We start from the raw sequence: 23,975 nt of genomic DNA on the forward strand, positions 1-23,975 counted from the left end.
CCGCCCAATACTGCGTTCGATCAATTTTTCTATCGTTGCGCTGAAGTTTCTGCTGAGGTTTCCGTAAAGGAGGGCCGCTGGCGCTCAAGGCTGCATGGGGCACTGCTCCTGTGGAGGCCAGGCTTGGCCGCGATGCCAGCAAATGAGTCCCGAGGCAGACTGTCTTGCGTCCAGCGCGGCCAAGCCTGGCTCCACAGGGGCAGGCTTGTTCCTAAGCGTAGGCCGCTTCCAGGAAAACGAGTGAAAAAAAGGAGCGACGGATCGATGTCCGGCAATCCAGTCCATCCTGGAGCCTGTGACCCGGGGAGGATGCGCATGAGCGATGCCGCTGCTCGAAAAAATCGGCAGGGGTCGGAGACGGAAGTCTTGAAGGAGTGATATCAAATGGCTATCTTTGCGGTTCATTCATCTAATCATCTATATCAATGCTGGTTAGACATGCCTCTTCATAGATAGCTGCGTCAGTTTTCATCGTTCGCGGCTGGGATTACTCAAGGAATGTCATGAAGTCTCCGATCGCGAATATGAGCGTTATGCTCAAGCTGGCTTTGGGTTTTGCCGTTGTGCTGTTTCTGACCGCCATCCTCGCCGCGACCGGCTGGTTCAGCTTGGGCAAGATGATCGAGCGTGCGGACCGGATGTCGAGCATTGCCGAGTTCGGCGACCGTCTGGACCATCTGCGCAGGGCTCGATTCCAATATCAGTTGGACAAGGGCGATGAGCAGAAAGGGGCATTGATCCAGGCGTCGCTGGAGCAGCTTGTCGCCAAGGAGAAAAGCCTGGCAAAAGAGCTGAGAAAACCGGAAAACCTGAAGAAGCTCGCCTTGATCGAGCAGGCCAGCGCGCAGTATCAGCGGGCACTGGATACCATGCGCGAGGCCTATCGCAATGACGCCGCCATGCGCAAGGAGATGGGGACCAACGCGGTCAAAGGCGCCGCGCTGATTGCCAAGGTCATCAGTGATGTGGAAGCCATGCCCGTCTCGGACGAGCGCCGCTTCGACCTGTACAGGGTGATCCTCAAGGTCAAGGAGGACGTGGCCCTGGTGCGTTATGAAGTGCGTGGCTATACCGGCAATCCCAACAGCGCCACCGAACAGGCCGCCACCCGCCAGCTTGAAAATGCGTTCAAGAGCATCGACACCCTCAACAGCGCTTTCGGCCCCGCCTATGCCGATACCATCAAGCAACTGGAAACCGCGCTGATCGCTTACCGCCAATCGGTGCAGAACTTCACCGCCAGCAACCAGGCCATTGGCAAGGCTGTGCAGGAAACCGTCGACCTGGGTGAAACCATCACCCGCCTGACGGATGAAATGTATGCCAGCCAGTTGGCCTACCTGGATGAAGAAAGCACCCGTTCGCGGATCCTGCAGTTGAGCTGTACTGCATTGGCGATACTGTTGGGGATTCTTGCGGCCGTGATCATCACGCGCCAGATTACCCGGCCGTTGCAGGACACGCTGGCAGTGGTTGATCGCATCGCGGCAGGTGACCTCACCCAAGACATGGTCGTGACCCGTGGTGATGAGCTGGGTGCCTTGCAGCAAGGTATCCAGCGCATGGGCGTTACGTTGCGCGACCTGATCGGCGGCATCCGGGATGGCGTCACCCAGATCGCCAGCGCCGCCGAAGAGCTGTCGGCTGTCACCGAGCAGACCAGTGCCGGGGTCAATAGCCAGAAGACCGAGACTGACCAGGTGGCCACTGCCATGCACGAAATGTCGGCGACGGTGCATGAAGTCGCGCGCAATGCCGAACAGGCTTGCGCAGCCGCGTCGGAGGCCGACGCACAGGCCCGTATCGGCGACGAGGTGGTCGCGCAAGCCATCGTCCAGATCGAGCGTTTGGCCGGCGAAGTCGGGCGCTCCGTCGAAGCCATGAACGAGTTGGAGCAGGAAAGCGGGCGCATCGGCAAGATCATGGACGTGATCAGGGCGGTGGCCGAGCAGACCAACCTGCTGGCCCTCAATGCGGCCATCGAGGCCGCTCGCGCCGGTGACGCCGGGCGTGGCTTTGCCGTGGTCGCCGACGAAGTGCGCGGGCTGGCCCAGCGTACCCAGCAGTCCACCGAAGAGATTGAAAGCCTGGTGGCGGGCATGCAGAACGGCACGCGCCAGGTCTCGAATATCATGCGAAACAGCCGTGAACTGACTGACAGCAGCGTGGAATTGGCCGGTAAGGCTGGCACCTCCCTGGGCAATATCACCCAGGCTGTTTCCGGCATCCAGGCCATGAACCAGCAGATTGCCGCCGCCGCGGTGCAACAGAGTTCGGTGGCCGAGGACATCAGTCGCAGTATCTTGAGCGTGCGCGATGTCTCCGAGCAGACCGCCTCGGCCAGCGAGGAAACCGCAGCCTCCAGCATCGAACTGGCGCGCCTGGGGAACCAGTTGCAGCAACTGGTGAGCCATTTCAAAGTGTGAAAACAGCGCAAAGCCGGCGAAAAAAAGCCCCGAACCAGTCGGGGCTTCAGATTGGCGGCCTTGCGGTTAGCTTTGACTCGGTCCGCAAGGGCCGTTTAACGATGGATCAGTGGAACTGTTCTTCTTCGGTGGAGCCGGTCAGTGCGGTTACCGACGAGGTGCCGCCCTGGATCACGGTGGTCATGTCGTCGAAGTAACCGGTGCCCACTTCCTGCTGGTGCGCCACGAAGGTGTAGCCCTTGGCGGCGTCGGCGAACTCCTGCTCCTGCAGTTTCACGTAGGCGGTCATGTCGTTGCGGGCGTAGTCGTGCGCCAGGTTGAACATGCTGTGCCACATGTTGTGGATGCCGGCCAGGGTGATGAACTGGTGCTTGTAGCCCATGGCGGACAGTTCGCGCTGGAACTTGGCGATGGTCGCGTCGTCCAGGTTTTTCTTCCAGTTGAAGGAAGGCGAGCAGTTGTACGACAGGATCTGGTCCGGGTATTCCTTCTTGATCGCTTCGGCGAAGCGACGCGCTTCTTCCAGGTCCGGCTTGGCGGTTTCACACCAGATCAGGTCGGCGTACGGCGCGTAGGCCAGGCCGCGGGCGATTGCCTGGTCCAGGCCGGCGCGGACTTTGTAGAAGCCTTCCTGGGTGCGGGTGCCGGTCACGAACGGCTGGTCGTACGGGTCGCAGTCGGAAGTCAGCAGGTCAGCGGCGTTGGCGTCGGTACGGGCCAGGATGATGGTCGGTACGCCAGCGACGTCGGCGGCCAGGCGGGCAGCGGTCAGCTTCTGTACGGCTTCCTGGGTCGGCACCAGTACCTTGCCGCCCATGTGGCCGCATTTCTTCACCGAGGCCAGCTGGTCTTCGAAGTGAACGCCGGCGGCGCCTGCTTCGATCATGCTCTTCATCAGCTCGTAGGCATTCAGTACGCCGCCGAAACCGGCTTCGGCGTCAGCCACGATTGGCGCGAAGTAGTCGATGTAGCCTTCGTCGCCTGGGTTCTTGCCGGCTTTCCACTGGATCTGGTCGGCGCGACGGAACGAGTTGTTGATGCGCTTGACCACGGTGGGAACCGAATCCACCGGGTACAGCGATTGGTCGGGGTACATCGATTCGGCGGAGTTGTTGTCGGCAGCCACTTGCCAGCCCGACAGGTAGATCGCCTGGATGCCGGCCTTGACTTGCTGTACGGCCTGGCCGCCGGTCAGGGCGCCCATGCAGTTGACGAAATCTTTCTCGGGACGGAAGGATGGCTTGGCGCCCTGGGTCACCAGGTTCCAGAGCTTCTCGGCGCCCATTTTCGCAAAGGTGTGCTCAGGTTGAACCGAGCCACGCAGACGGACGACGTCAGCAGCGGAATAATTGCGCTTCACGCCTTTCCAGCGTGGGTTCTCAGCCCAGTCTTTTTCAAGGGCTGCAATTTGCTGTTCGCGTGTCAGTGCCATGGAAATAAACCTCGTCGCATCGTCGGGTGTGGAAGATTCCTGCTCCTGCCGGTTTCACCAAACATTGGCGAAGAAGGCTGCTCGCTGGCCAGGGGGCCGGGCATACAAGTCGGTTCAGGCGAGGAGGCGACGGGATGAACGATGGGCTCGAGGGGAAAGTGAGCAGGTAGAGGCGAACTGCGGGCGCATTCGGGCGTCGTGGGCCTTCATGTGAACTCAGAGTGATGCCGGGTTACCTAGTTACGCTTCCGTCCCTCGGGACAACTTCGTTCCAGTCGCAACCTCGTCAAACACACCTTGTGGGCGGTACAGACACGAATCGGCTCGCGGGGTAGGTGCAAGCGACGACCCGAAGGCCCTTGCCAGGGCCCCTGATTAGCGGGAGCGAGGCCATCATGCCTTCGGTTTTTTTGCTCGTCAAACGTTTTGTAGTGCTTTTTTTCAGCCACTACATCTTTGGTCTAATACGACTCATCAGTCAGTTTTTGATGCTTCAGTTCAGGGTGTCGACCTTGACCCGCAGAATCATGTCGTCGCGACCTTGTGTCGAGTAGCTGCGGGTCAGGCCTTGTTTGTCGGCTTGTGTCTGGCGATTCACGCCCGCCAGGGTGATCCATTCCCCCAGGCGACCGCTGACTGTTGTGTCGGTACTCTGGACGTTCACTACATCGGGACGTTCCTGGCTCATACGGTCACGGTTGGTACTGATGCTCAGATGAACGGTCTCGCCGGTAACGCTGGCGGTGACATAGAAACCCTGGGTGACATTGCGGTATTCGGTCTGGCTCTGCATGCGGCCATAGGTGTCGGTCTGGGTGCTGGTGAAGGGCACGCTTTGTCCGACCTGGATCAGCGCCGGTTGGCCTTCGCTTGCCTGTACCTGCTGCACCCCACCGTCACGGCTGGCTGTGCTGCGGTTGATGATGCGGGTCTGGCTGGGGGCTGCCCCGTTGATGGAGTAGCCTTGGTCGCCTTGCAGGTTGTTCTCGTTGGTGTCCACGGTGATCAGCAGGCGTTTGGGGGCGGTATCCAACTGGGCGAGGAATTGCCGGAGTTCTTCGATCTTGCCAGGTTCGGCGTTGACGATCAGTTGGTTGCCGTAGGCGCTGACCTGGCCGTCCTTGCCGATGAAGTTCTGCGCCACCGGCAGCAGGTCGGCGCTGGTGCGGTAGTTCAGCGGCACGATTTGTGTGTCGGCCATGGCCGACAGGCTGCAGCCGAGCAGCAGGGTGACCAGGAGGGTGCGTAGAGGCATGTCCATTTCTCCGCGAGACAAAGGCTTGATATTGCCAGTTTGTCGGCCCCGAGTGGGGCAAGTTGAATGGTAGACGGCAAAACGCCCCGGCATCGTGGGATGGCGGGGCGTTTTTCGGTAAGGCTTGAGGGCTTCATCGCGAGCAAGCTCGCGATGGCCGCGCTGCGGATTCAGGCCGAGTGCCGCACCATGTCCACATGAGGGATCCCGGCTTCCAGGAACTCCTCGCTGACCACGGCAAAGCCCAGGCGCTCATAGAACGGCGTGGCATGGACCTGGGCGCTGAGCATCTGCTGCTTGAGCCCGCGTCTCTCGGCTTCGGCGATCACGGCTTGCATCAGCGCATCGCCGACTTTCAGGCCGCGCCAGTCCTTGAGGACCGAGACGCGGCCGATATGACCCTCGGTCAGCAGGCGAGCGGTGCCAATGGGGAAATCGCCTTCGAAGGCCAGGAAATGCACTGCATCCTGGTCATCGCAATCCCATTCCAGCTCGGGTGGAACGGACTGTTCGGCAATGAACACGGTCTCACGAATGCGCCGGATCTCGGCGTTGTCCTTTTGCCAGTCTGCGACACGAACGTGAATTCTATTCATCGGCGAACCCCAGGCTGCCTTGCTTGACCAACTCGCAGAGCAGGCCGCGACCATCTTCGTCGGCCAGCCATGGGCCGAGGTTTTCGATATGCAGCGCATCCGCGGCGCAGATCATCTTCAGCAGCTCACGCAACTTGCCCGGCAGGTAGCGGCTCTGGCCGCTGGCGAACAGTAGCAGGTCGTCGTCGACTTCCGACCAGGCCAGGCGTGCGCTCGGGTTGCGAATGATCACCGCGCCTTGCTCCAGGCCGGCCAGCAGGTCGTCCTCTTCCAGCTCGGGCCCGACCACCAGTTCCGGGTAGCGTGGCTCGGTCATGAACTGGCCGAACCAGGTCAGCAGCAGGCGTTCGTCGCTCATGTGTTCGGCCAGCAGGCCCTTGAGGCGATCGAGGGCGTCGTGCTGGATCTGATGCGGGTCGCTCACCGGGCGCGCATCGGCGTCGGTGTAGCGTTCTTCGTCCGGCAGGAACTGGCTGAGGAAATCGGTGAAATGAGTCAGCACCTCGGCGGCGCTCGGCGCGCGGAAACCCACCGAATACGTCATGCAGTCATCCACGGCCACGCCGCAGTGGGCCAGGCGGGGCGGCAGGTAGAGCATGTCACCCGGTTCCAGGGTCCACTCGTCGTTCGCCTCGAAGTCGGCGAGGATGCGCAGGTCGGCGTGCTGCAGCAAGGGACTCTCGGAGTCGCACATCTGGCCGATCTTCCAGTTGCGCTTGCCATGCCCTTGCAGCAGGAATACGTCGTAGTTGTCGAAATGCGGGCCAACGCTGCCACCGGGGGCGGCGAAGCTGATCATCACATCGTCGATGCGCCAGCTGGGCAGGAAGCGGAAGTGCTCCAGCAATTCGGCGACTTCCGGTACGAATTGATCGACCGCCTGTACCAGCAGTGTCCATTCGCGCTCTGGCAGTTTACTGAATTCGTCTTCGGCGAACGGGCCGCGACGCAATTCCCAGGGACGCTCGCCGTGCTCGATCACCAGGCGCGACTCGACTTCTTCTTCCAGGGCCAGGCCGGCCAGTTCGTCGGCGTCGATCGGGCTTTCGAAGTCAGGGATGGCCTGGCGGATCAGCAGCGGTTTCTTCTGCCAGTAGTCGCGCAGGAACTCCCGTGCCGTGATGCCGCCCAGGAGTTGCAGAGGAATATCAGGATTCATGTGTAACCTATTGAAAAAAATTACTTTTCAGACGCGAATAAAAACGCCCGGCGCGGCCGGGCGTCTCAGGGCAAGGCAATGGGTCAGATACGCTTGGCTTGTGCCGCCGCATTGCCGATGTAGCGGGCCGGCGTGAGCTTTTTCAGCTCGGTGCGCGCTTCGGCGGGCATGTCCAGGCCGTCGATGAAAGTCTGCAACGCTTCAGGGCTGATGCCCTTGCCACGGGTCAGTTCTTTCAGCTTCTCATAGGGGTTTTCGATGTTGTAGCGGCGCATCACGGTCTGGATCGGCTCGGCCAGGACTTCCCAGCAGGCGTCGAGGTCGGCGGCGATCTTCTGCTCGTTCAGCTCCAGCTTGCCGATGCCCTTGAGGCTGGCTTCGTAGGCAATGACGCTATGGGCGAAACCCACGCCCAGGTTGCGCAGTACCGTGGAGTCGGTCAGGTCGCGCTGCCAGCGGGAAATCGGCAGCTTGCTCGCCAGGTGCTGGAACAGTGCATTGGCGATGCCCAGGTTGCCTTCGGAGTTCTCGAAGTCGATCGGGTTGACCTTGTGCGGCATGGTCGAGGAACCGATTTCGCCGGCGATGGTGCGCTGCTTGAAATAGCCCAGGGAGATGTAGCCCCAGATGTCGCGGTCGAAGTCGATCAGGATGGTGTTGAAGCGTGCGATCGCGTCGAACAGCTCGGCGATGTAGTCGTGCGGTTCGATCTGGGTGGTGTACGGGTTGAAGCTCAGGCCCAGCTCGTCTTCGATGAAGGCACGGGCATTGGCTTCCCAGTCGATGTCCGGGTAGGCCGACAGGTGCGCGTTGTAGTTGCCCACGGCGCCGTTGATCTTGCCCAGCAGGGGCACGGCGGCGACTTGAGCGATCTGGCGCTCCAGGCGGTAAACGACGTTCGCCAGTTCCTTGCCCAGGGTGGTCGGCGAAGCCGGCTGGCCGTGGGTGCGCGACAGCATCGGTACGTCGGCGAAACGGATCGCCAGTTCGCGAATGGCCTGGGCGATCTGGCGCATCAGCGGCAGCATCACGTCATCGCGGCCTTCGCGCAGCATCAGGGCGTGGGACAGGTTGTTGATGTCCTCGCTGGTGCAGGCAAAGTGGATGAATTCGCTGACCTTGGCCAGTTCCGGCAGCTGGGCCGCCTGCTCCTTGAGCAGGTATTCGATGGCCTTGACGTCGTGGTTGGTGGTGCGCTCGATCTCTTTGACGCGCTCGGCGTGCTCCAGGGCGAAGTTCTCGGCCAGGGCGTTCAGCACCGCATTGGCTTCGGCGGAGAACGCCGGGACTTCGCCGATGGCGGGGTGGGCGGCCAGGCGCTGGAGCCAGCGCACTTCAACCAGGACGCGGGCACGGATCAGGCCGTACTCGCTGAAAATCGGGCGCAGGGCCTGGGTTTTGCCGGCGTAGCGGCCGTCAACAGGGGAAACCGCAGTGAGCGAAGAGAGCTGCATGGGGTGTTCTCGGACAGTCGGGCAACGAAATGGGGCGCGTATCATACATGAAAACCATCGCCGGTCCGTCGCCAACTGACCGGCGTGTTACGCGTGACAAGGTACAAAAGTGGGTCGAGGCGACTTATTCGTTGCGCATCAACGGGTAAAGCTCTTTAAGCAATTTGCGTCGGCTGATCACCAGCTGCCAGCGGTGGCCTCCCAACTGCCGCCACAGCCGCGCCGAGCGAATGCCGGCCAACAGCAGGGCACGGATCTTCGAGGCGTTGCTCGGCTGCTGCAGGTTGCGCATGTCGCCATGCACCTGGATGCGCTGGCGCAAGGTACTCAGGGTGTCCTGGTAGAGCGCACCGCAGGCGGCGATCACGTTTTCGTGGGACGGACCGAAGTGTTCGACCTGGGACTGGATCTGCGGCAGGCGATTGCCGATGGTCTCCAACAGGTCGTCGCGCTTGGCCAACTGGCGCTCAAGGCCCAGCATCGACAGGGCATAGCGCAACGGCTCGCGTTGCAGGGCGCTGGGCTCGCGCTCCAGGGCGCCGATCAGGGCACGATAACCCTCGCGCAGGTTCAGGTCGTCGCCGCCGTAGACTTCGAGGGTGTCCTTGGGGTCGCGAACCAGCAGGCTGCCGAGCATGCAGCTCAGGCCGGCTTCGCTGGCCTGGCCGGTCTTGGCGATCCTGTCCACCAGTACGGCGGCGAGGAACACCCCGCCCAATGCCGTCAGTTGTTCCTGGATCGGGCTCATGCCTTGCTACTCCACGGCTCTGCAACTTCGATCACGCCGCCGCCCAGGCAGACTTCACCGTCGTAGAACACCACGGACTGGCCGGGAGTCACCGCCCGCTGCGGATCATCGAAGGTGGCGCGATAGCCGGTGGCGGTTTTTTCCAGGGTGCAGGGCTGGTCGCTCTGGCGGTAGCGCACCTTGGCCGTCAGGCGACGAGGTTCGCTCAGGTCGATGGGATTGACCCAGTAGATGTCCGAGGCGAGCAGGGCGCGGGAGAACAGCCACGGATGGTCGTTGCCCTGGCCGACGATCAGTTCGTTGTGCTCCAGGTCCTTGACCAGCACGTACCACGGCTCTTCACCGGCGTCCTTCAGGCCGCCGATGCCCAGGCCCTGGCGCTGGCCGATGGTGTGGTACATCAGGCCATGGTGGCGGCCGATGACTTCGCCTTCGGTGGTCTTGATCTCGCCTGGCTGGGCCGGCAGGTATTGCTTGAGGAAGTCGCTGAAGCGCCGCTCGCCGATGAAGCAGATACCGGTGGAGTCCTTCTTCTTGGCGGTCGCCAGGGCATGCTTCTCGGCGATTGCGCGGACTTCGGGCTTCTCCAGCTCGCCTACCGGGAACAGGGTCTTGGCGATCTGCTCGCCACCCACGGCGTGCAGGAAATAGCTCTGGTCCTTGTTCGGGTCCAGGCCCTTGAGCAGTTCGGTGCGACCGTCGATGTCGCGGCGGCGCACATAGTGGCCGGTGGCGATCAGGTCGGCACCCAGCATCATGGCGTAGTCCAGGAACGCCTTGAACTTGATCTCGCGGTTGCAGAGGATGTCGGGGTTCGGCGTGCGGCCGGCCTTGTATTCGGCCAGGAAGTGCTCGAACACGTTGTCCCAGTACTCGGCGGCGAAGTTGGCAGTGTGCAGCTTGATGCCGATCTTGTCGCACACGGCCTGGGCGTCCGCCAGGTCGTCCATGGCGGTGCAGTATTCGGTTCCGTCGTCTTCTTCCCAGTTCTTCATGAACAGGCCTTCCACTTCATAGCCCTGCTCGATCAGCAGGAGAGCGGAAACGGAAGAGTCCACGCCGCCGGACATGCCGACAATGACGCGCTTCTTGGTGGTGTCAGAAGGAGCTGGATCACGCATAGGAATTCAATGAGTGTCTTGAAAAAGGACGCGATTCTATCAGGCCCGGGCGCGCAAGGCTAAAGGGAAGGGCGTATCAGTGCCAGGCTGTGGCGATGACCGGCCAGGTAATCGTCGATGCAGCGGATGATCAGCTCGCTGCGCCAGTGGTCGCGCTGTTCGAGCAGTTCGTCGCGGCTTAGCCATTTAGCGCCGAGGATGCCGTCATCCAGTGGAGAGTCGGGGTTATGGTTCAAGGCCCTGGCGGCGAAACAGACGCGCTGGTAAGTCACGCCGTTGCTGGGCGCGGTGTACAGGTAAATGCCCACCACGTCGGTGGGTTCGACGTCCCAGCCGGTTTCTTCCAGGGTTTCGCGTACAGCGGCTTCGATCAGTGTTTCGTTGGGGTCCAGGTGGCCGGCCGGCTGGTTGAGCACCGCGCGTCCACCCTTGGACTCTTCCACCATCAGGAAACGGCCATTGTCTTCGACGATGGTGGCGACGGTGATGTGGGGTTGCCAGTTCATGGACACTCCTCTGGTTCTCGGATTGGAATGCAGGCCACTGTGGGGGCGAGCTTGCTCGCGATAGCGGTGGTGCAGTCAATATCAATGTTGAATGTTATATCGCTATCGCGAGCAAGCTCGCTCCCACAGGGAATATATCTTCAGGGGGAAATGTGTTGAGGTCGCAAACACAAACCCCGGCACAAGGCCGGGGTTCGTGATGTTCCCTTACAACCTTACACCAGCGCAGCGATCGCCGCGTTGAAGGTGGCGCTCGGGCGCATGGCCTTGCTGGTCAGTTCCGGGTTGGCGAAGTAATAGCCGCCAATGTCCACTGGCTTGCCTTGGACGGCGTTGAGCTCGGCAACGATCTTCTCTTCGTTGTCGGTCAGGGTCTTGGCCAGGGTCGCAAACTGGGCCTTGAGGGCTGCGTCGTCGTCCTGGGCGGCCAGTGCCTGGGCCCAGAACAGGGTCAGGTAGAAATGGCTGCCGCGGTTGTCGATGCCGCCGACCTTGCGCGAAGGCGACTTGTTGCGGTCCAGGAACTCACCGGTGGCCTGGTCCAGGGTCTTGGCCAGCACCAGCGCTTTCGGGTTGTTGTAGGTCACGCCCAGGTGTTCCAGGGAAGCGGCCAGGGCCAGGAACTCACCCAGGGAATCCCAGCGCAGGAAGTTCTCTTCCAGCAGCTGTTGAACGTGCTTGGGTGCCGAACCGCCGGCGCCGGTTTCGAACAGGCCGCCGCCATTCATCAGCGGCACGATGGACAGCATCTTGGCGCTGGTGCCCAGCTCCATGATCGGGAACAGGTCGGTGAGGTAGTCACGCAGCACGTTGCCGGTCACCGAAATGGTGTCCTTGCCTTCGCGGGTGCGGGCCAGGGTGAACTTCATCGCATCGACCGGCGACATGATGCGGATATCCAGGCCCGCGGTGTCGTGATCCTTCAGGTAGGCCTGGACTTTCTCGATCACCACGCCGTCGTGGGCGCGCATCGGGTCCAGCCAGAAGATGGCCGGGGTATTGCTGGCGCGGGCACGGTTGACCGCCAGCTTGACCCAGTCCTGGATCGGTGCGTCCTTGGTCTGGCACATGCGGAAGATGTCGCCGGCTTCCACGTTCTGTTCCAGCAGGGTGCGACCGTTGCTGTCGCTGACGCGGACCAAGCCGTCGACCTTGATCTGGAAGGTCTTGTCGTGGGAGCCGTACTCTTCGGCTTTCTTGGCCATCAGGCCGACGTTCGGCACGCTGCCCATTGTGGTCGGGTCGAAGGCGCCGTGCTGCTTGCAGTCTTCGATCACTGCCTGGTAGATGGTGGCGTAGCAACGATCCGGGATCACGGCCTTGGTGTCGTGCAGCTGGCCGTCGGTGCCCCACATCTTGCCGGAGTCACGGATCATGGCTGGCATCGAGGCGTCGACGATGACGTCGCTCGGCACGTGCAGGTTGGTGATGCCCTTGTCGGAGTTGACCATCGCCAGGGATGGGCGCGCCGCGTAGACCGCCTGGATGTCGGCTTCGATCTGGGCCTGCTGCTCGGCCGGCAGGGCCTTGATACGAGCGTACAGATCGCCGATGCCGTTGTTCAGGTTGAAGCCGATCTGTTCCAGTACGTCGGCGTGCTTGGCCAGGGCGTCCTTGTAGAACTCGGCCACGATCTGGCCGAACATGATCGGGTCGGAGACCTTCATCATGGTGGCCTTGAGGTGCACCGACAACAGGACGCCTTTGTGCTTGGCGTCTTCGATTTCGGCGGCGATGAAGTCGCGCAGGGCCTTTTTGCTCATGACGGCGCAGTCGAGGATCTCACCGGCTTGTACGGTGGTCTTTTCCTTCAGGACGGTGGCGGTGCCATCCTGGGCGATCAGCTCGATTTTCACACTGCCGGCGGCGTCGATCAGGGCGGCTTTTTCGCTGCCGTAGAAATCGCCGTTGCTCATGTGGGCCACGTGGGACTTGGAGTCGGCGGTCCAGGCACCCATCTTGTGCGGGTGCTTGCGAGCGTAGTTCTTGACCGACAGCGGCGCGCGGCGGTCGGAGTTGCCTTCGCGCAGGACCGGGTTCACGGCGCTGCCCTTGACCTTGTCGTAACGGGCGCGAGCATCTTTCTCGGCCTCGGTGGTCACGGTTTCCGGGTAGTCCGGCAGTGCGTAGCCCTGGGCCTGCAATTCCTTGATCGCGGCCTGCAGTTGCGGCACCGAGGCGCTGATGTTCGGCAGCTTGATGATGTTGGCTTCAGGCGTGACGGCCAGTTCGCCCAGTTCGGCGAGGTGGTCGGCTACGGCTTTGTCACCCAGTTGCTCGGGGAAGCTGGCCAGGATACGCCCTGCGAGGGAGATATCGCGGGTTTCCACAGCGATATCGGCCGAAGCGGTGAAGGCTTCGACGATCGGCAGCAGCGAATAGGTGGCGAGGGCGGGGGCTTCGTCGGTGAAGGTATAGATGATCTTCGAGCGGGTGGGCATATTCGGATTAACTCTCTTCTTTGCTAAAGCATGCGCAGAAACTCGAGGGCGCCGGGTAAGCGCGTTCGTTCAAAGTCATCCGTGAGCCGAATGTCGAGGTTTCTTCGCGGTGATGTTGGGTGCATCAGTCGAGCGTCAAGCGGTCGGGCCGCGGTAACGGACCGGCTTTTAACGGGCGGAAAGTCCTGTCGCAGAGCAGTCAGCCGTCGTGACCCTGTGGTCAGCGGCGGCATTATACATAGGTAGCTGGCGATCTGCCGATGGTTCATAGACCTTCGTACTCGTCCATTGGTCTAAACGTCGCAGGGACGTGAAGGCGTCTATGCTCATGTTTGGCGCTTTTCCCTTGGTTTTCAGGGTTGTACGCGGCGAACTGTATCTCTTTGGTCTTGGTAGGGTTTGCGCGCCGATTCAACTGGGGTACGCTCGAACGCAGCCAGATGTTCAATCCAAGCAATGGAGTTCAGCATGGGGTATCAAAAGATTCAGGTTCCGGCCGTCGGTGACAAAATTACCGTCAATGCAGACCATTCTCTTAATGTTCCTGACAATCCGATCATCCCCTTCATTGAAGGTGACGGCATTGGCGTCGACATCAGCCCGGTCATGATCAAGGTCGTGGACGCCGCGGTGCAGAAGGCCTACGGCGGCAAGCGCAAGATTTCCTGGATGGAAGTCTATGCCGGTGAGAAAGCGACCCAGGTCTACGACCAGGACACCTGGCTGCCCCAGGAAACCCTGGATGCGGTCAAGGACTACGTGGTTTCCATCAAGGGCCCCCTGACCACGCCGGTCGGTGGCGGTATCCGCTCGCTGAACGTGGCCCTGCGTCAACAGCTGGACCTGTACGTCTGCCTGCGTCCGGTGCGCTGGTTCGAAGGCGTGCCGAGCCCGGTCAAGAAGCCTGGCGACGTGGACATGACGATTTTCCGTGAGAACTCCGAAGACATCTATGCCGGTATCGAGTGGAAAGCCGGGTCGGCCGAAGCCACCAAGGTGATCAAGTTCCTCAAGGAAGAAATGGGCGTGACCAAGATCCGTTTCGACGAGGACTGCGGTATCGGCGTCAAGCCGGTGTCCAAGCAGGGGACCAAGCGTCTGGCGCGCAAGGCTTTGCAATACGTGGTCGACAACGACCGCGATTCGCTGACCATCGTGCACAAAGGCAACATCATGAAGTTCACCGAAGGTGCCTTCAAGGAGTGGGCCTACGAAGTGGCCGCCGAGGAGTTCGGCGCGACCCTGCTCGATGGCGGCCCTTGGATGCAGTTCAAGAACCCCAAGACTGGCAAGAACGTCGTGGTCAAGGACGCCATCGCCGATGCCATGCTCCAGCAGATCCTGCTGCGTCCGGCCGAATATGACGTGATCGCCACCCTGAACCTCAACGGCGATTATCTCTCCGACGCCCTGGCGGCGGAAGTGGGGGGGATCGGTATCGCGCCGGGGGCCAACCTGTCCGACACCGTGGCCATGTTCGAAGCCACCCACGGCACCGCACCCAAGTATGCGGGCAAGGACCAGGTCAACCCGGGTTCTTTGATCCTGTCGGCGGAAATGATGCTGCGCCACATGGGTTGGACCGAAGCGGCCGACCTGATCATCAAGGGTACCAACGGTGCGATTTCGGCCAAGACCGTGACCTATGACTTCGAGCGCCTGATGGAGGGCGCCAAGCTGGTGTCCTCCTCGGGCTTCGGTGATGCACTGATCTCCCACATGTAAGAAATTGTCATAAAAAAGCCCGGCTCGATCTCTCGAGCCGGGCTTTTTCGTGCCCGGAAGCTACTGCAGGTCAATGGGTCTCGGTGACCTTGGCTTTGGCGGGAGTGGGGGCGTTTTCGATTTCCTGCAGCGTGATATTGACTGCGTGCAACCCCTTGGGGCCCTGGATGACATTAAATGTAACATCTTGCCCCGCTTTCAAGGTCTTGTAGCCATCCATATTGATTGCCGAGTAGTGCGCGAAAAGGTCTTCTTCCCTGCCAGCCGCGAGAATGAATCCGTAGCCTTTGGCATTGTTGAACCATTTCACCTTGCCACTCATCTTAACGACCGACATAAACCATATCCCTCTGCAACGCACTCCATCACTGGAGTATCATCCGGTTCATCCGCAGTCTAATCTTGTTGTCAGGATCAATGCCGCGGACCTTTTTAACCCGCGATGGGCTCTATTGGTTGTAACACCGTTTTGCCGATAGTCAAGGTGACCCGGCGGTGGCGGTTGAAAACGCCAGCGGGTGCCCCCATTACTGTAAATGCCAACTAAACGAACCTTTCTTTCCATGCATGCAATCAGCCAGATTCGACTAACATTCAATCAGGATCGCCCGGATCTCCACGACGACGATTCCGCAGGCATTGCTGTCCAGGAAGCGAAGCCCGCGTTACAGGCGCCACCGATGTACAAGGTGGTTTTGTTCAACGATGACTACACACCGATGGATTTCGTCGTCGAAGTGCTCGAGGTGTTTTTCAACCTTAATCGCGAGCTGGCGACAAAGGTCATGCTGGCCGTTCATACAGAGGGACGGGCAGTATGCGGAGTGTTTACCCGCGACATCGCCGAGACAAAGGCCATGCAGGTCAACCAGTACGCCCGGGAAAGCCAGCATCCGCTACTCTGTGAAATCGAGAAGGACGGTTAACGCCGACCACTTGGGTATGAGGTGAAGCCATGTTAAACCGCGAGCTCGAAGTCACCCTCAATCTTGCCTTCAAGGAGGCTCGTTCGAAGCGTCATGAATTCATGACCGTCGAGCACCTGCTGTTGGCCCTATTGGATAACGAGGCTGCCGCCACCGTTTTGCGTGCCTGCGGCGCAAACCTCGATAAACTCAAGCATGATCTGCAGGAGTTCATCGACTCCACCACGCCATTGATCCCCGTCCACGACGAGGATCGCGAAACCCAGCCAACCCTGGGCTTCCAGCGTGTCCTGCAGCGTGCTGTCTTTCATGTACAGAGCTCGGGCAAGCGTGAAGTCACCGGCGCCAACGTGCTGGTTGCCATCTTCAGTGAGCAGGAAAGCCAGGCGGTTTTCCTGCTCAAGCAGCAGAGCGTTGCGCGTATCGATGTCGTCAACTACATCGCCCATGGCATTTCCAAGGTGCCGGGGCATGGCGATCATTCCGAAGGTGAGCAGGATATGCAGGACGACGAGGGCGGTGAGTCTTCTTCCTCGGGCAATCCGCTGGATGCCTATGCCAGCAACCTGAACGAACTGGCGCGCCAGGGGCGGATCGATCCGCTGGTGGGGCGCGAGGCCGAAGTCGAGCGCGTCGCCCAGATCCTGGCCCGGCGCCGCAAGAACAACCCATTGTTGGTGGGCGAGGCGGGCGTGGGCAAGACCGCCATCGCCGAAGGCCTGGCCAAGCGCATCGTCGACAGCCAGGTGCCGGACCTGCTGGCCAACAGCGTGGTCTATTCCCTCGACCTGGGTGCCTTGCTGGCCGGCACCAAGTACCGCGGTGATTTCGAGAAGCGCTTCAAGGCTTTGCTGGGCGAGCTGAAAAAACGTCCCCAGGCGATCCTGTTCATCGATGAGATCCACACCATCATCGGTGCCGGGGCTGCCTCCGGTGGCGTCATGGACGCTTCGAACCTGCTCAAGCCGCTGCTCTCGTCGGGCGACATCCGCTGCATCGGCTCGACCACCTTCCAGGAGTTCCGCGGGATCTTCGAGAAGGATCGTGCCCTGGCGCGGCGTTTCCAGAAGGTCGACGTGTCGGAACCCTCGGTGGAAGACACCATCGGTATCCTGCGCGGCCTGAAAGGGCGTTTCGAGCTGCACCACAGCATCGAATACAGCGATGATGCCTTGCGCGCCGCCGCCGAACTGGCTTCGCGCTACATCAATGACCGGCACATGCCGGACAAGGCCATCGACGTCATCGACGAGGCCGGTGCCTATCAGCGCCTGCAGCCTGCCGAGAGCCGCGTCAAGCGTATCGAGGTGCCACAGGTCGAGGATATCGTGGCGAAGATCGCACGCATTCCGCCCAAGCACGTCACCAGTTCCGACAAGGAGCTGCTGCGCAATCTGGAGCGTGACCTGAAGCTGACAGTGTTCGGCCAGGATGCAGCCATCGATTCGCTGTCCACGGCTATCAAACTGTCCCGTGCCGGGCTGAAGTCGCCGGACAAGCCGGTAGGTTCGTTCCTGTTCGCCGGGCCGACCGGCGTGGGCAAGACCGAGGCGGCGCGGCAACTGGCCAAGGCGCTGGGGATCGAGCTGGTTCGCTTCGACATGTCCGAATACATGGAGCGTCATACCGTCTCGCGGCTGATCGGTGCGCCTCCGGGGTATGTCGGTTTCGACCAGGGTGGCTTGCTGACCGAAGCCATTACCAAGCAGCCTCACTGCGTGTTGCTGCTCGATGAGATCGAGAAGGCGCATCCGGAAGTCTTCAACCTGCTGCTGCAGGTGATGGACCACGGTACGCTGACCGACAACAACGGGCGCAAGGCGGATTTCCGCAACGTGATCATCATCATGACCACGAACGCTGGTGCCGAGACCGCGGCTCGCGCTTCGATCGGTTTCACCCATCAGGACCATTCGTCCGATGCGATGGAAGTGATCAAGAAGAGCTTCACGCCTGAGTTCCGCAACCGCCTGGACACCATCATCCAGTTTGGTCGCCTCAGTCATGAAGTCATCAAGAGCGTGGTGGATAAGTTCCTTACCGAACTTCAGGCGCAGCTCGAAGACAAGCGTGTACTGCTGGAAGTCACCGATGCGGCTCGCAGCTGGCTGGCGGAGGGTGGTTACGATGTGACGATGGGGGCCCGGCCGATGGCTCGCCTGATCCAGGACAAGATCAAGCGTCCGCTGGCGGAGGAGATTCTCTTTGGCGAACTGGCCGAGCATGGCGGTGTGGTTCACATCGACATCAAGGACGGCGAGCTGACCTTCGACTTCGAAACCACGGCCGAAATGGCATGATCGCCACCCGTAACAAGCAAAAAGGCGCCGAAAGGCGCCTTTTTGCTGGCTTCAGGAATACGCCGACCTCCTGTGGGAGCGAGCTTGCTCGCGATGGCGGCGGCACGCCCGGCATCCATGCAAGCTGATCCTCTGCTATCGCGAGCAAGCTCGCTCCCACAAGGGGGTATCTAATCCCAGGCAAACAAAAACGCCCGGCATCTAGCCGGGCGTCCTGTATTGACTTGTTAGCGAGCGCGGTAAGTGATGCGCCCTTTGCTCAAGTCATAGGGCGTCAGCTCGACGCGCACTTTGTCACCGGTCAGAATACGAATGTAGTTCTTGCGCATCTTGCCGGAGATATGCGCGGTAACGACGTGCCCATTTTCCAACTCCACGCGAAACATGGTGTTGGGCAGGGTGTCGACGACAGTGCCTTCCATTTCGAAGCTGTCTTCTTTCGACATGCAGTAAAGCCCTCGGTATCCAGTGAATGGCCCGGTGCAACTGCGCCAGGCAAAAGCGGCGTGCATTGTGCCCGAAAAAGGGGGGGCAAGCCAAGGGGTTCTTGGGGGCGTTCTCTGTTGGTTCTTTATCGCGGTAGGGAAGCCCATCGAGAGCGTCCTCTAGTTGAGAACCACCCAACGCTGGTTGATCAGCAATTCGATAGGCCGATATTGGGTCTTGTAGTTCATTTTTTTGCAGTTCTTGATCCAGTAGCCCAGGTATACCGCTTCCAGGCCCAGGCGCCGGGCTTCGGCGATCTGCCAGAGAATGGCAAACCGTCCCAGGCTACGCCGCTCCTCGTTGGGCTCGTAGAAGGTGTACACGGCGGAAAGGCCGTTGGGCAGCAGGTCCGTCACGGCAATGGCCACCAGTCGTCCTTCGAGGCGGAACTCATAAAAACGGGAGAAGGGCAGGTCGCGAACCAGGAAGGTGGAGAACTGATCGCGGCTGGGCGGGTACATGTCGCCGTCGGCATGGCGCTGCTCTATATAGCGTTGGTACAGGTCGAAATATTCTTCGCTGAACTGTGGTTTGGCCGGCCGCACCTGGATGTCGGCGTTGCGTTTGAAGATGCGCTTCTGCTGGCGATTGGGCGTGAACCGCGCTACGGGTATGCGGGCGGGCACACAGGCGTTGCAATGCTGGCAATGAGGCCTGTAGAGGTGGTCGCCGCTGCGACGGAAACCCATTTCCGACAGGTCAGCGTAGACATGCACGTCCATGGGCTGGCTAGGGTCGAGGAACAGCGTCGTGGCCTGCTCCTCCGGCAGATAACTGCAAGAGTGGGGCTGAGTGGCATAGAACTTCAAACGCGCCAACTCGGTCATGATCAACCCTCGGGCATAAGACGAAAACAAACTCTGGTTAAGTGTAAGCCACCAGCGCCAATGTCGCTCAGCAAACCCAGGTCGCCTGGTTGGGGCGGTCCAGATGGGCCTTGAGATAGCTGGCGAACGCGGTGCGTGGGATCGATCGGGCGCCCAGGCTGTGCAGGTGCTCGGTAGGCATCTGGCAGTCTATCAGCACGAAACCGGCCGTCTTGAGGTGCTGGACCAGGGTCGCGAAGCCGAATTTAGAGGCATTGTCGGCCCGGCTGAACATGGACTCGCCAAAAAACAGCTGCCCCATGGCCAGGCCGTACAGGCCGCCCACCAGCTGGCCCTGGTCCCAGACTTCCACCGAATGGGCGAAGCCGCGTCGATGCAGTTCCAGATAGGCGGTTTGCATGGCCTCGGTGATCCAGGTCCCGTCGGCATAGGCGCGGGGCTCGGCGCAGGCCTTGATTACAGCAGCGAAGTCCTTGTCGAACGTCACTTCATAGCGTTGCTTGCGCAGAAGCTTGCCCAGGCTGCGCGAGACATGCAGTTCGTCGGGAAACAGAACGGTGCGTGGATCGGGTGACCACCACAGGATTGGCTGACCCTCGGAAAACCACGGGAAGCAGCCATGGCGGTAGGCCTGGATCAGCCGGTCGGCGGACAGGTCGCCACCAGCGGCCAGCAGCCCGTTGGGGTCGCGCATGGCTTTTTCCAGTGGTGGAAAATCGAGGGTGTTGCGTTGTAACCAAGTCAGCATGGGTGTCCGGGCTTGCAGAAGGGGAGGGGGCGGGCGCGTTCACATTCTGTTCGGATCGGCGCCCGCCCAAAGGTTAACCGTCAAACGGCAGGAATGTCATCGAGATACTTCTCGGCGTCGAGGGCGGCCATGCAGCCGGCACCGGCCGAGGTAATGGCCTGGCGATACACGTGGTCGGCCACGTCGCCGGCTGCGAACACGCCTTCGATATCGGTGGCGGTGGCATTGCCCTCGCTGCCACCGCGCACCAACAGATAGCCGTCCCGCATGTTCAACTGGCCCTGGAACAGGTCGGTATTGGGTTTGTGGCCGATGGCGATGAACACACCGGCCAGTTGCAAGGTGCTGGTTTCGCCGCTCTGGCTGTTGCGCAGGCGAGCGCCGGTCACGCCGCTGGCGTCGCCCAGCACTTCGTCCAGGTTCTCGTTCCAGTGCAGGCGGATATTGCCGTTGGCGGCCTTTTCGAAGAGTTTGTCCTGGAGTATTTTTTCCGCGCGCAGCTTGTCCCGGCGGTGGATCAGGTGCACCTCCCTGGCGATATTGGACAGATACAGGGCTTCCTCCACGGCGGTGTTGCCGCCGCCGACGACGGCCACCACCTGGTTGCGGTAGAAGAATCCGTCGCAGGTGGCACAGGCGGAAACGCCCTTGCCGGCGAACGTTTCCTCCGAGGGCAGGCCCAGGTACTGGGCCGAGGCGCCAGTGGCGATAATCAGCGCGTCGCAGGTATAAGTGCCGCTGTCGCCGATGAGTTCGAACGGACGCTGCTGCAACTTGGCGGTGTGGATATGGTCGTAGACGATCTGCGTGTCGAAGCGCTCGGCGTGTCGTTGCATGCGCTCCATCAGCACCGGTCCGGTCAGGCCTTCGACATCGCCGGGCCAGTTGTCGACCTCCACCGTGGTGGTGAGCTGGCCACCGGCCTGCAGGCCGGTGATGACAACGGGTTTGAGGTTGGCGCGGGCGGCATAGACAGCAGCGCTGTAGCCGGCGGGGCCAGATCCGAGAATGATCAGGCGCGAATGCTTCACTTCGTTCATAAAAACACCTCATAAGCCTTTGTCACAAAAGAGAATGCGTGCTCAAATTGGCGCTGTTGCCACTTTTTCTGGCTATGCTCCAACCACGCGGGCGGGCAATGCCTCCGGGCTGCTAAACCCGTACAATGCTTGTGTTTTGAACGCCGGACGGGCAAAAGGTCAAATCTTGGGCAACACCTGCGGTTTTCCGGATGCACGTCTCAGTGGTAAAAGTAGTACCGGTTGAGCACTTTCACTTTTTTACCGGCTCCTGCGGGCCGTTTTTTACACGTTCAGTCATTCAACAGAGGAACGCGCCGTCGGCGCAGGAAAAGAAGCGTTTTGAAGAAATCCACCGCAGCACCCAAGACAGTCGTTCCGCTCTGGCGCCAGCAATTGCACTACCGGCTCAAGGAAGGTGCATTGATCGCCATCGGGGCCTTGTGCCTGTTCCTGATGATGGCCTTGCTGACCTACGGCACGGATGATCCGGGCTGGAGCCACAACAGCAAGATCGACGACGTGCAGAACTTTGGCGGTCCGGCCGGCTCCTACAGCGCCGACATCCTGTTCATGGTGCTGGGCTATTTCGCCTATATTTTCCCGCTGCTGCTGGCGATCAAGGCCTACCAGATCTTTCGCCAGCGCCACGAGCCGTGGCAGTGGAGCGGCTGGTTGTTCTCCTGGCGGCTGATCGGCCTGGTGTTCCTGGTGCTGTCGGGCGCCGCGCTGGCCCATATCCATTTTCATGCGCCCACCGGCCTGCCGGCCGGAGCCGGCGGTGCGCTGGGGGAAAGCCTTGGCGACCTGGCCAGGAATGCCCTGAACATCCAGGGCAGCACATTGCTGTTCATTGCCCTGTTTCTCTTTGGCCTGACCGTATTCACCGATCTTTCCTGGTTCAAGGTCATGGACATCACCGGCAAGATCACCCTCGACCTGATCGAGCTGATCCAGGGGGCGGTGAATCGCTGGTGGGCGGCGCGCACCGAGCGCAAGCAACTGGTGGCGCAACTGCGTGAGGTCGACGACCGCGTCCACGACGTGGTGGCGCCGACCGTCCCCGACAAGCGCGAGCAGGCCAAGGTCAAGGAGCGCCTGATCGAGCGTGAGCAGGCCTTGAGCAAGCACATGTCCGAGCGCGAGAAACAGGTGCCGCCGGTCATCACCATGGCCCCGGCCAAGGCGCCGGAGCCGAGCAAGCGCGTGCAGAAGGAAAAACAGGTGCCCCTGTTCGTCGACAGCGCGGTGGAAGGCACCTTGCCGCCGATTTCAATCCTCGATCCGGCCGAGAAGAAACAGCTCAACTATTCCCCCGAGTCCCTGGCGGCCGTCGGTCATCTGCTGGAGATCAAGCTCAAGGAGTTCGGGGTCGAGGTTTCGGTGGATTCGATCCACCCGGGGCCGGTCATCACCCGTTACGAAATCCAGCCGGCCGCCGGCGTGAAGGTCAGCCGCATCGCCAACCTCGCGAAGGACCTGGCGCGTTCGCTGGCCGTCACCAGCGTACGGGTGGTGGAAGTGATTCCGGGCAAGACCACCGTGGGTATCGAGATTCCCAACGAAGATCGCCAGATCGTGCGTTTCTCCGAGGTGCTCTCGACTCCCGAGTACGACAACCACAAGTCGCCGGTCACCCTGGCCCTGGGCCACGACATCGGCGGCAAGCCGGTCATCACCGACCTGGCGAAGATGCCCCACCTGCTGGTGGCCGGTACCACCGGTTCGGGTAAGTCGGTGGGTGTGAACGCGATGATCCTGTCGATCCTGTTCAAGTCCGGCCCGGAAGACGCCAAGCTGATCATGATCGACCCGAAGATGCTCGAACTGTCGATCTACGAAGGCATTCCGCACCTGCTGTGCCCGGTGGTGACCGACATGAAGGACGCCGCCAACGCCCTGCGCTGGAGCGTTGCCGAGATGGAGCGTCGCTACAAGCTGATGGCCAAGCTGGGCGTGCGCAACCTGTCGGGCTTCAACGCCAAGGTCAAGGAGGCCGAGGAGGCGGGCACGCCGTTGACCGACCCGCTGTACCACCGCGAAAGCATCCACGACGAGGCGCCGCTGCTGCACAAGCTGCCGACCATCGTGGTGGTGGTGGACGAATTCGCCGACATGATGATGATCGTCGGCAAGAAGGTCGAAGAACTGATCGCCCGGATCGCCCAGAAGGCCCGTGCGGCCGGTATCCACCTGATCCTCGCTACCCAGCGACCATCCGTGGACGTGATCACCGGCCTGATCAAGGCCAACATCCCGACTCGCATGGCGTTCCAGGTGTCGAGCAAGATCGACTCGCGCACCATCATCGACCAGGGGGGCGCCGAACAACTGCTGGGCCATGGTGACATGTTGTACATGCCACCGGGGACCAGCCTGCCAATCCGGGTGCACGGTGCGTTCGTTTCCGACGACGAAGTGCACCGGGTGGTGGAGGCGTGGAAACTGCGCGGCGCCCCCGAATACAACGACGACATCCTCAACGGCGTCGAAGAGGCTGGCAGCGGCTTCGAAGGCGGTGGTGGCGGTGGCGACGAAGACGCGGAAACCGATGCGCTCTATGACGAAGCGGTGCAGTTCGTCCTGGAAAGCCGTCGGGCGTCGATTTCCGCCGTCCAGCGCAAGCTCAAGATCGGCTATAACCGCGCCGCCCGCATGATCGAGGCCATGGAAATGGCCGGGGTCGTGACGGCCATGAACACCAACGGCTCGCGTGAAGTGCTGGCGCCGGGCCCGATGCGCGACTGACAACGACCTGGGCGGCCTGTCGGTGACACGCCGCCCATCCCCCACGAATTCATGAGGA

19 protein-coding genes and 1 pseudogene are annotated in these 23,975 nt (G+C 61.1%); 6 read left to right on the forward strand and 14 right to left on the reverse strand.

The annotated features are described in order from the left end of the window. Window positions 1–638 precede the first annotated feature (638 nt). Both BW992_RS27570 and BW992_RS27575 read left to right on the forward strand, forming a co-directional pair. A pseudogene (locus tag BW992_RS27570) lies at window positions 639–1,520 on the forward strand (methyl-accepting chemotaxis protein); the annotation flags it as partial. 201 nt (window positions 1,521–1,721) lie between these two features. After that, the gene (locus BW992_RS27575) at window positions 1,722–2,426 is read left to right on the forward strand and encodes a methyl-accepting chemotaxis protein (RefSeq protein ID WP_440776421.1); all 705 of its coding nucleotides are present in this window, start codon (window positions 1,722–1,724) and stop codon (window positions 2,424–2,426) included. Between the two features lie 106 nt (window positions 2,427–2,532). Here the strand turns inward: BW992_RS27575 and aceA are convergent, their stop codons facing one another. From aceA to BW992_RS17220, 9 genes are all read right to left on the reverse strand, one after another. Beyond that, on the reverse strand, window positions 2,533–3,858 hold the full coding sequence (gene aceA, locus BW992_RS17180) for an isocitrate lyase (RefSeq protein WP_072392842.1): 1,326 nt from the start codon (window positions 3,856–3,858) through the stop codon (window positions 2,533–2,535). A 493-nt stretch (window positions 3,859–4,351) separates the two neighbouring features. After that, window positions 4,352–5,113 (reverse strand): secretin N-terminal domain-containing protein, encoded by a 762-nt coding sequence (locus tag BW992_RS17185; RefSeq protein WP_072392845.1) that lies wholly within the window; start codon window positions 5,111–5,113, stop codon window positions 4,352–4,354. 170 nt (window positions 5,114–5,283) lie between these two features. Further along, window positions 5,284–5,709: a GNAT family N-acetyltransferase gene (locus BW992_RS17190; protein ID WP_072458331.1), complete on the reverse strand. Its 426-nt coding sequence runs from the start codon at window positions 5,707–5,709 to the stop codon at window positions 5,284–5,286. Then, window positions 5,702–6,868, reverse strand: coding sequence for a ribosomal protein uL16 3-hydroxylase (locus BW992_RS17195; protein ID WP_072392851.1), 1,167 nt, complete (start codon window positions 6,866–6,868; stop codon window positions 5,702–5,704). Before BW992_RS17195 ends, BW992_RS17190 begins: the two co-directional genes overlap by 8 nt. A gap of 83 nt (window positions 6,869–6,951) precedes the next feature. After that, a complete protein-coding gene (gene purB / locus BW992_RS17200; protein WP_072392854.1) occupies window positions 6,952–8,322 on the reverse strand; it encodes an adenylosuccinate lyase in 1,371 nt (456 codons plus the stop codon). A gap of 124 nt (window positions 8,323–8,446) precedes the next feature. Continuing rightward, on the reverse strand, window positions 8,447–9,070 hold the full coding sequence (gene hflD / locus BW992_RS17205) for a high frequency lysogenization protein HflD (protein WP_072392857.1): 624 nt from the start codon (window positions 9,068–9,070) through the stop codon (window positions 8,447–8,449). Continuing rightward, window positions 9,067–10,191 carry a tRNA 2-thiouridine(34) synthase MnmA gene (gene mnmA / locus BW992_RS17210; protein WP_072392860.1) on the reverse strand — a complete coding sequence of 375 codons (1,125 nt, stop codon included), beginning with the start codon at window positions 10,189–10,191 and terminating at the stop codon, window positions 9,067–9,069. Before mnmA ends, hflD begins: the two co-directional genes overlap by 4 nt. A 59-nt stretch (window positions 10,192–10,250) precedes the next feature. After that, window positions 10,251–10,697, reverse strand: coding sequence for an NUDIX hydrolase (locus BW992_RS17215; protein WP_072392863.1), 447 nt, complete (start codon window positions 10,695–10,697; stop codon window positions 10,251–10,253). A 215-nt stretch (window positions 10,698–10,912) separates the two neighbouring features. After that, window positions 10,913–13,138 carry an NADP-dependent isocitrate dehydrogenase gene (locus BW992_RS17220; RefSeq protein WP_076406810.1) on the reverse strand — a complete coding sequence of 742 codons (2,226 nt, stop codon included), beginning with the start codon at window positions 13,136–13,138 and terminating at the stop codon, window positions 10,913–10,915. A 468-nt stretch (window positions 13,139–13,606) separates the two neighbouring features. Here BW992_RS17220 and icd point away from each other — a divergent pair, with 468 nt between their 5' ends. Beyond that, complete coding sequence (gene icd / locus BW992_RS17230; RefSeq protein ID WP_024779303.1) at window positions 13,607–14,863, forward strand: NADP-dependent isocitrate dehydrogenase; 1,257 nt, start codon at window positions 13,607–13,609, stop codon at window positions 14,861–14,863. Between the two features lie 70 nt (window positions 14,864–14,933). On the opposite strand, the gene cspD is transcribed toward icd, so the two are convergent. Then, window positions 14,934–15,200, reverse strand: coding sequence for a cold shock domain-containing protein CspD (gene cspD, locus BW992_RS17235; protein ID WP_072392869.1), 267 nt, complete (start codon window positions 15,198–15,200; stop codon window positions 14,934–14,936). 226 nt (window positions 15,201–15,426) lie between these two features. Here cspD and clpS point away from each other — a divergent pair, with 226 nt between their 5' ends. Then, complete coding sequence (gene clpS, locus BW992_RS17240) at window positions 15,427–15,789, forward strand: ATP-dependent Clp protease adapter ClpS (protein WP_015094394.1); 363 nt, start codon at window positions 15,427–15,429, stop codon at window positions 15,787–15,789. Window positions 15,790–15,818: 29 nt separating this feature from the next. Further along, on the forward strand, window positions 15,819–18,089 hold the full coding sequence (gene clpA / locus BW992_RS17245; protein WP_072392872.1) for an ATP-dependent Clp protease ATP-binding subunit ClpA: 2,271 nt from the start codon (window positions 15,819–15,821) through the stop codon (window positions 18,087–18,089). A 227-nt stretch (window positions 18,090–18,316) separates the two neighbouring features. Here the strand turns inward: clpA and infA are convergent, their stop codons facing one another. The 4 genes from infA to trxB form a co-directional block, all read right to left on the reverse strand. Beyond that, a complete protein-coding gene (gene infA / locus BW992_RS17250; RefSeq protein WP_002553999.1) occupies window positions 18,317–18,535 on the reverse strand; it encodes a translation initiation factor IF-1 in 219 nt (72 codons plus the stop codon). Window positions 18,536–18,694: 159 nt separating this feature from the next. Further along, the gene (locus BW992_RS17255) at window positions 18,695–19,402 is read right to left on the reverse strand and encodes an arginyltransferase (protein ID WP_072392875.1); all 708 of its coding nucleotides are present in this window, start codon (window positions 19,400–19,402) and stop codon (window positions 18,695–18,697) included. A 67-nt stretch (window positions 19,403–19,469) separates the two neighbouring features. After that, window positions 19,470–20,150 carry a leucyl/phenylalanyl-tRNA--protein transferase gene (gene aat, locus BW992_RS17260; protein ID WP_076406811.1) on the reverse strand — a complete coding sequence of 227 codons (681 nt, stop codon included), beginning with the start codon at window positions 20,148–20,150 and terminating at the stop codon, window positions 19,470–19,472. Between the two features lie 80 nt (window positions 20,151–20,230). Then, window positions 20,231–21,190, reverse strand: a complete 960-nt coding sequence (trxB, locus tag BW992_RS17265; protein ID WP_072392881.1) for a thioredoxin-disulfide reductase — start codon at window positions 21,188–21,190, stop codon at window positions 20,231–20,233. Between the two features lie 321 nt (window positions 21,191–21,511). Here trxB and ftsK point away from each other — a divergent pair, with 321 nt between their 5' ends. Continuing rightward, on the forward strand, window positions 21,512–23,917 hold the full coding sequence (gene ftsK, locus BW992_RS17270) for a DNA translocase FtsK (protein ID WP_076406812.1): 2,406 nt from the start codon (window positions 21,512–21,514) through the stop codon (window positions 23,915–23,917). The last annotated feature ends 58 nt before the right edge of the window (window positions 23,918–23,975 follow it).

Origin of the sequence: Pseudomonas sp. 7SR1, assembly GCF_900156465.1 — a bacterium.
In the GTDB taxonomy this organism is placed as follows: domain Bacteria; phylum Pseudomonadota; class Gammaproteobacteria; order Pseudomonadales; family Pseudomonadaceae; genus Aquipseudomonas.